The sequence below is a fragment of the Dysgonomonas sp. PH5-45 genome, assembly GCF_029893235.1.
GTDB lineage: Bacteria > Bacteroidota > Bacteroidia > Bacteroidales > Dysgonomonadaceae > UBA1309.
Window position 1 is genome coordinate 61,389 of sequence record NZ_JARXWE010000013.1, and the last position, 6,868, is coordinate 68,256.

Annotated in this window: 5 protein-coding genes; all 5 read right to left on the minus strand. The window is 43.7% G+C overall.

From position 1 onward, the window contains the following. Positions 1 to 45: 45 nt before the first annotated feature. The 5 genes from M2132_RS06505 to M2132_RS06525 all read right to left on the minus strand — a co-directional run bounded on the left by M2132_RS06505 (position 46) and on the right by M2132_RS06525 (position 6,566). Entirely contained in the window at positions 46 to 1,002 is a 957-nt protein-coding gene (locus M2132_RS06505) for a glycosyltransferase family 2 protein (protein WP_280672401.1), read from the minus strand. A gap of 4 nt (positions 1,003 to 1,006) precedes the next feature. After that, a complete protein-coding gene (locus tag M2132_RS06510) occupies positions 1,007 to 1,558 on the minus strand; it encodes a DUF4199 domain-containing protein (RefSeq protein WP_280672399.1) in 552 nt (183 codons plus the stop codon). A gap of 73 nt (positions 1,559 to 1,631) precedes the next feature. Then, on the minus strand, positions 1,632 to 2,798 hold the full coding sequence (locus tag M2132_RS06515) for a hypothetical protein (protein ID WP_280672397.1): 1,167 nt from the start codon (positions 2,796 to 2,798) through the stop codon (positions 1,632 to 1,634). An 80-nt stretch (positions 2,799 to 2,878) separates the two neighbouring features. After that, a complete protein-coding gene (lon, locus tag M2132_RS06520) occupies positions 2,879 to 5,362 on the minus strand; it encodes an endopeptidase La (protein ID WP_280672510.1) in 2,484 nt (827 codons plus the stop codon). A 193-nt stretch (positions 5,363 to 5,555) separates the two neighbouring features. Further along, entirely contained in the window at positions 5,556 to 6,566 is a 1,011-nt protein-coding gene (locus M2132_RS06525) for a DUF2268 domain-containing putative Zn-dependent protease (RefSeq protein ID WP_280672395.1), read from the minus strand. Between the last annotated feature and the right edge of the window lie 302 nt (positions 6,567 to 6,868).

The following is a 6,868-nucleotide window of genomic DNA, read 5'->3' on the forward strand; positions in this document are numbered from 1 at the left end:
ACGGGTATTGTCCAAGTTTTTTTTTGAGGGATACAAAATCAGGTTTTATTCCAGCTCTTGCTCTATGGTATAATTGTTCCTTTCGGGTGCGTTGCGCGAAATGAGTTCGCCCAAAAATCCGGCAAGGAAAAGCTGTGTTCCCAAAAGCATCATCGTCAAGGCAATGTAGAAGTAGGGAGAGTCGGTAACCAACCTGTAATCGTGGCCGCTGTTCATGGCATAAAGTTTCATCCCGCCCACCAGAATAACGGCTATCAGCCCGATAAAAAACATCAAACTGCCCAATACGCCGAAAAAGTGCATTGGTTTGCGTCCGAATTTTGCCAGAAACCACAGGTTCAACAGGTCGAGATAACCGTTAAAGAAACGGCTTATGCCCATAAATTTGCTTTCGCCGTATTTGCGCGATTGGTGCGCAACTTCTTTTTCCGCGATTTTCTTAAAACCTGCATTCTTTGCCAGATAAGGAATGTAGCGGTGCATGTCGTTATAAACTTCAATGTTTTTGACAACAACATTGCGATAGGCTTTCAGTCCGCAGTTAAAGTCGTGCAGATTTTTTATGCCCGATACTTTCCGTACGGTGGCATTGAATAGCTTTGTGGGAATGGTTTTAGACAGGGGGTCGTAGCGTTTTTTCTTCCAACCCGAAACAAGGTCGTATCCGTCCTGTTTCACCATGCGATATAGTTCGGGAATCTCGTCGGGGCTGTCTTGCAAGTCGGCATCCATGGTTATCACCACATCGCCCGCTGCTTTGGCAAAACCACAGTGCAGAGCCGGCGATTTACCATAATTGCGGCGGAATTTTATGGCCTTGATGTGGGCTGAGGTTTCTTTCAATTGTTGTATTACCTCCCACGAACGATCGGTGCTGCCATCGTCAATAAAAATGACTTCGAACGAAAAACCGTTTGCCTTCATTACCCTATCTATCCATGCGTATAGTTCGGGGAGCGACTCTTCTTCGTTATACAATGGGATGACAACAGATATATCCATGGGGTTACATTTTCAAAAGTTTTTTACGACGTACAAATATACCATAAATTAAAGACAAAAAGAAACCATACAAACTGCTCGTGTATATATTATTAATGATATATTCAGCGTTGCTTGCCAGTTTGAAGGGTTTAGCCACATTTATGGTATGAGTGGGCGAGGTAAACATCTGGTAAAACAGCTCGGCTATCTGCAAAGACAATCCGCGGCCGTGTTGCGACACAAAGTTGGGATTGATAATCCCGATGTGTATATACATGATTATGGATTCGAGGAGCGATGCAAAGAAGAACAGCAGCGTGGAGAATATAATGCATTGCAGGTAACCCAGCTTGCCGCCCAAGGCATTGTCGCGGTATCTTTTCACCAAAACATAATATAGTAGCAAAGTGCCTATATTAAGTAGGTTATAGACGTACCACATATGGTCCCAAAGGTCGAAAATGATGAAGAATATATATTTGATGAACCAGAATATACCCAACACAAACCCATATTGCATAATGGATCGCAAAAGGGTTATTACAGACGATTTTCCTTTTTCCAGCTCGGACATTTAGTGTGAAATTTGTGCAAAAGTACGTAAATAACCACGAATAAGCAAAAAGAAAAAAAGAATGGCTTAGACTTTACTTGGTAAGACGTTCCATCATTTCTATCTCGCTTTCGGCTTCGGCTTTGAGGGGAAGTGAGTCTTTCATTTGCAGGGCTTCTTCGTAAAGCTGCCGGGCTTTAGCATTGTCTTTTTCTACGAACAGGGCGTAGGCATATAGCAAGCGTTTCTTACTGAGCATAAACCGGCTGTATTGTGTGGCATATTTTTTCAGTTGGGGTGTCAAAATTTCGTCTATCTGCTCACGGCTCTCGTCCGATATGATTTTGTAGAAAGCAAGTTCGCACAGAATTTCGTAACGATAGATGCGTATCATGCGGGGCAGATAAGGTTCTAACTCCTCCAAACAACGGCGTGCTTCGTCTTGTTCGCCGAGGTCTTGAAGGCGTCCGGCTTCGAGCATTTTTATCGAAACATGCAGATAGTTATTGAAATCGGCATCGGGTGGAAGCACGAACCATTCTTCGGGCATTTCGCGCAGGCGTGTACCTTGGCTTAGCAAGGCGTTCGCTTTCAGTTGGAGCATAAAAGCCCTGCGGGCTATCATGTCTTTGCGGAGCATGAGTATATTATAGGTGTCGTTGGCGATGCCCGAAATCTTCATCGGGATACCATTCATGAGGCTAAACAGCATTCCAAGAAAACACATTACGGCCAGAAAAAAATTTAAAGGAAATGGTGGCTGAAACATCCATAATATCCAAAAACAGACTGCGGAGGCCAGGCAGTTTGCCAACACTCCACCGATGTTATACCTTATATAAGGAACCGTTTTCACGTCAAACCCATCGGGAGGCGACATCAGGCATTGACCGCCCGTGCCGGCTATGGCAAACCGTTTCACTTTTATTTTCCTGCCTTCGAACATAAAAACAAAACTGCCTATACGGAACGATACAAAACCGTAGCCCGACATTAGCCCCGCAAAAAGGTGTCCGCCTTCGTGTAGGATAATTTGCAGGTAATATGCCAGCACAAAGGCAATGATACATAATATGGTGTCGATCCACCAAAACCCGGTTCCCGTCCCGTAGATTTCGTTATGCCACAAACCACCGAAAAATTCTTTCACGCTATCGGGCATTACATTTGCCGCTACGCCTAAGCAAGCCCCTATAACGATAGAGATAGTATACATTCTGACTATGGCAAACCAGCCTTGTTTACTTTTCTTTTCTTTCATGTGTTTTATGCGTTTACCCTAAAAAACAAAGGTAGATACTTTTTTCTTGTAGTATCTACCCTGTGTTTTGTTTATTTAGTTTATTTTTCGGCGTCCTTGTCTTTTATATGCAAGTTGAGTGGATGCGGCACTTTTTCTTTAAGCAGGGCAATCTCCAGAACCTCTTTTATGTCTGCCACGAAGTGGAATTTCAGTCCTTTCAGATAAAGAGCTTTTATCTCGTCTATGTCTTTCTTATTATCTTTGCAGAGGATGATTTCTTTGATGCCCGCGCGTTTGGCGGCAAGTATCTTTTCTCGGATTCCGCCAACGGGGAGAACTTTGCCACGGAGGGTGATTTCGCCTGTCATTGCCAGATTGGCTTTTACTTTCCGTTGGGTGAAAGCCGATGCCAACGAGGTAACCATGGTTATACCCGCCGACGGTCCGTCTTTAGGAATAGCACCCTCAGGAACGTGAATGTGTACGTTCCAGTTGTTCAACACATCATCGTCGATGCCCAGAAACTGGTTGTGCGAGCGTATATATTCCATGGCCAGCATTGCCGACTCTTTCATCACATCGCCCAGATTTCCGGTCAAGGTAAGTTTTCCGCTTTTGCCTTTGCTTAGAGAAGTTTCTATAAATAGTATTTCTCCGCCCACCGATGTCCATGCCAAGCCTGTAACCACACCTGCGTAATCGTTGCCTTGATATTCGTCTTTCGAGAATATTTTAGCACCCAGATATTCAGTCAGGTGTTCAGGTTTCAGTTCTTTCGGATAATCGGCTTTTGTGGCTACTTTCAGAGCAACTTTACGCATGATTTGTGCGATTTTTTTGTCGAGTGCCCGTACGCCCGATTCGCGGGTATAATCTTCCACTATCTTTTCGAGAGTTTTTTTAGGCAGTTCGATGTCTTCCGTTTTCAGCCCGTGAAACTCCAATTGCTTGGGTATAAGGTGGCGGCGCGCAATCTCTATTTTCTCTTCTATGATGTATCCGCTCACGTCTATCATCTCCATGCGGTCGAGCAAAGGCTGCGAAATGCCTGCCACGTTGTTTGCGGTGGCTATGAAAAGCACTTTCGAGAGGTCGAAGTCGATGTTCAGATAATTGTCGTGGAAGGCGAAGTTCTGTTCGGGGTCGAGCACTTCGAGCAGAGCCGAAGAGGGGTCGCCCCTGAAATCGTTTCCTATCTTGTCTATCTCGTCAAGAACAAAGACGGGGTTTGACGACCCGGCCTTTTGTATGTTTTGTATGATTCGTCCGGGCATGGCTCCTATATAGGTGCGGCGATGCCCTCTGATTTCCGATTCGTCGTGCAATCCGCCGAACGATACACGTACATATTTACGGTTCAAGGCTTCGGCAATAGATTTGCCCAGCGAAGTTTTACCTACACCGGGAGGGCCATGCAGGCAGATGATGGGCGATTTCAAATCACCTTTCAGCTTCAATACGGCCAGATGCTCAACGATGCGCTCCTTTACTTTTTCGAGCCCAAAGTGGTCGCGGTCGAGCACTTTTTGAGCATGCTTCAGGTTGAAATTATCTTTGGTATATTCGTTCCAAGGCAAATCCAATACGGTTTGCAGATAACTGAATTGCGTTGTATAGTCGGGCGACTGCGGATGCAGGCGTTCCAGTTTACGTATTTCTTTTTCTACCGTATCGGCAATCTCGGCATTCCATTTTTTTTCTTTTGCCCGCTTGCGAAATTCGTCAATGTCCGATTGTTGCGGGTTTCCGCCCAATTCATCCTGAATGGTTTTTATCTGTTGTTGCAAAAAATATTCTTTTTGCTGCTGATTCAGTTCTTCGCGGGTTTTCAGTTGGATGTCCATTTTCATTTCCATCATCTGGTTTTCGCGGTTCAGAATCATCAATAGGCGGTAAGCCCTTTCTCTCTCGTCGTTTAGGTCAAGAAGTTCCTGTTTTTCGGCAGCCGAAACGGGCAGGTTGGTGCAACAATAATTTACAAGAATAGGCGATTTTGCTATGGCGTTAAGCCTTTGCATCAGTTCCTTGGGTGGCTCTCCGTACATGCGTAGCATTTGCGTGGCAAGGTCGCGGATAGACTCCAGCAGGGCTTCAAATTCCTTATCGGCACTGGGTATCGGTTTGGGTTCTCGGATATTGAAACGGGCACGCATATAAGGTTCCGTTTGGGTTACTTCTTTTACCTCGAAGGCTTTTTTGCCTTGAAAGATAACGGTAACGCTTTTGTCGTCAGGGAATTCTATTACACGCAGAATCTCGCCAATAACGCCCACCTGATACAGGTCGTTTATTGTGGGGTCTTCCGTATCGGCCTCTTTTTGGCAGATAAGGCCTACGTAGCGTCCTTTTTTCTTGTTCAGCCCCTTTATCAGTTTCAGGGATTTTGCTCTGGCAACGGCTATCGGAAGGCTTGTGCCCGGAAAAATAACAGTATTCCTCAGGGCAAGTATAGGTAAGTCTTCTTGCAGGTCTTTTTCGTCTATATGGCAGTCGGCATCGTTAAAGTCGCCTGTAACAAACGATATTACAGGGTCAGCACCTTCTTCGATGTTTAAAAAATCTAATTTATCTTTCTTCAGCATCTTTGTTTCTTTCCGTTTCACTCTTTGTATGTATTGTAATATCCGCAGATGCCGATAAACAATAGCAAAGCGTGCAAAGTTAATATATATTCGTCATGAATCGAGATATAGCCTCAACAAAATTTGTGCCATATATCCTGCAAAACTGTCGGCTTGTCAAATTGGCGCTTGGCGATGTGCTTTGTCCTTTTTTTTAATTAGGATTGTATTTCGACTCTTTCAGTATTGTTTGGGCATCGGTGTTCATCAGATTTGCCAAGCTGCTGTTTGTTTGTTTCATGTAGTGCTGAACAATTTGCCAGCCAACCCATGCGCCAACCCTTCCGGGCGAATCGGACGATAGGGGCGTTGTGAAGGATGTTTCGCCAATGAATTTCTGAATTGTGAGAGGGTCTTTGTTGAACAGGAACTGCCCTTGAATCAAGGCTTTCCATATCTGAACTTCTTTTTCGGTGCACCAAGCCATTTGCTCTTCGGTATATCCTATCAGGTCGGCCTCCTTCCAGTTGGGCAAGGCTATTGATAGTACGTAAAGGTTTTTACCTTCTTCTATGATTTCTTCCGACAGGTTACGCTTTTTTGTTACTTGCGTTTTTTCGGACAGTAGCCAAGCCTTGATAAAGTCGCGCACAACGAACTTCGGCTCCATTTGCCTACGCTGATATTCTTCAAAGAATCTCAAATATGCAGGGTAATCTTTTCCCAAGTATTTGTCGATGGATATAGAAATGTAGTTTTCGAGAACGATTGTGTTTTCTTTAAACCCTGATATATGCATTCCTAATATAGGCAAACGTTTTTGATTAAAGTTTTGGGCTATGAGCAGGTCTGCATTTGCCAGTTCTTGTTCATAAGCGCTTACATCGTCGAACGTTTTTAGGGCATCTGTATATATATAATGTAACATTTCGTTCGAAAAATACTTCTGGAGCGATGGGAAGAAAAGCTCTTCGTTGATGTTTGGCCGGCTGATGGTTATTATTCCAAAAGCTAACAGAAAGTCGCTGTACTCTTCCTTCAGCTCCCTTTCTTGAGTGGGGTTGGGCGTTTGCAGGTACGAATACAATTTTTTGTCGAATCGGTTTATACTGATAGTGGGGGGTGTAGCTTCTGTGCTATTTAATCCGGCTTGTGTTTTTTCGGAACAGCCCACAAAGCACAAGAGTAACAATAGGCAATAGCTGTATAGGAAATTACTTTTCATCTTGTTTCATTAATTAATTTTGAGTTTCAAATCAAGATAAAAAAACGGATGTGTCCAAGAAAAAAGAACAAAATGTTTTGGGTGTAAAATATTTTTTTGTAGTTTTACAATTCGCCCCAACTGAAAAATAAGTGTGTTTTTCATTTTTTATTTATTCTGCAAGTTCTTGTTAACGAGGGATTGCGGATGGTTTTGGGGTATTTTGCGAAAAAAACTTTATAAAAAAGGTTTTAAAAAGTTTGGATAGGATTAAAGTTTGTTTTACTTTTGCATCCGCTTTCCGGTTAAGCGCACGGCTTTTT

Coding starts and splice junctions, on each gene's coding strand:
- M2132_RS06505 (WP_280672401.1), bottom strand. CDS start 1,002: ATGGATATATCTGTTGTCATCCCATTGTATAACGAAGAAGAGTCGCTC.
- M2132_RS06510 (WP_280672399.1), bottom strand. CDS start 1,558: ATGTCCGAGCTGGAAAAAGGAAAATCGTCTGTAATAACCCTTTTGCGA.
- M2132_RS06515 (WP_280672397.1), bottom strand. CDS start 2,798: ATGAAAGAAAAGAAAAGTAAACAAGGCTGGTTTGCCATAGTCAGAATG.
- lon (WP_280672510.1), bottom strand. CDS start 5,362: ATGCTGAAGAAAGATAAATTAGATTTTTTAAACATCGAAGAAGGTGCT.
- M2132_RS06525 (WP_280672395.1), bottom strand. CDS start 6,566: ATGAAAAGTAATTTCCTATACAGCTATTGCCTATTGTTACTCTTGTGC.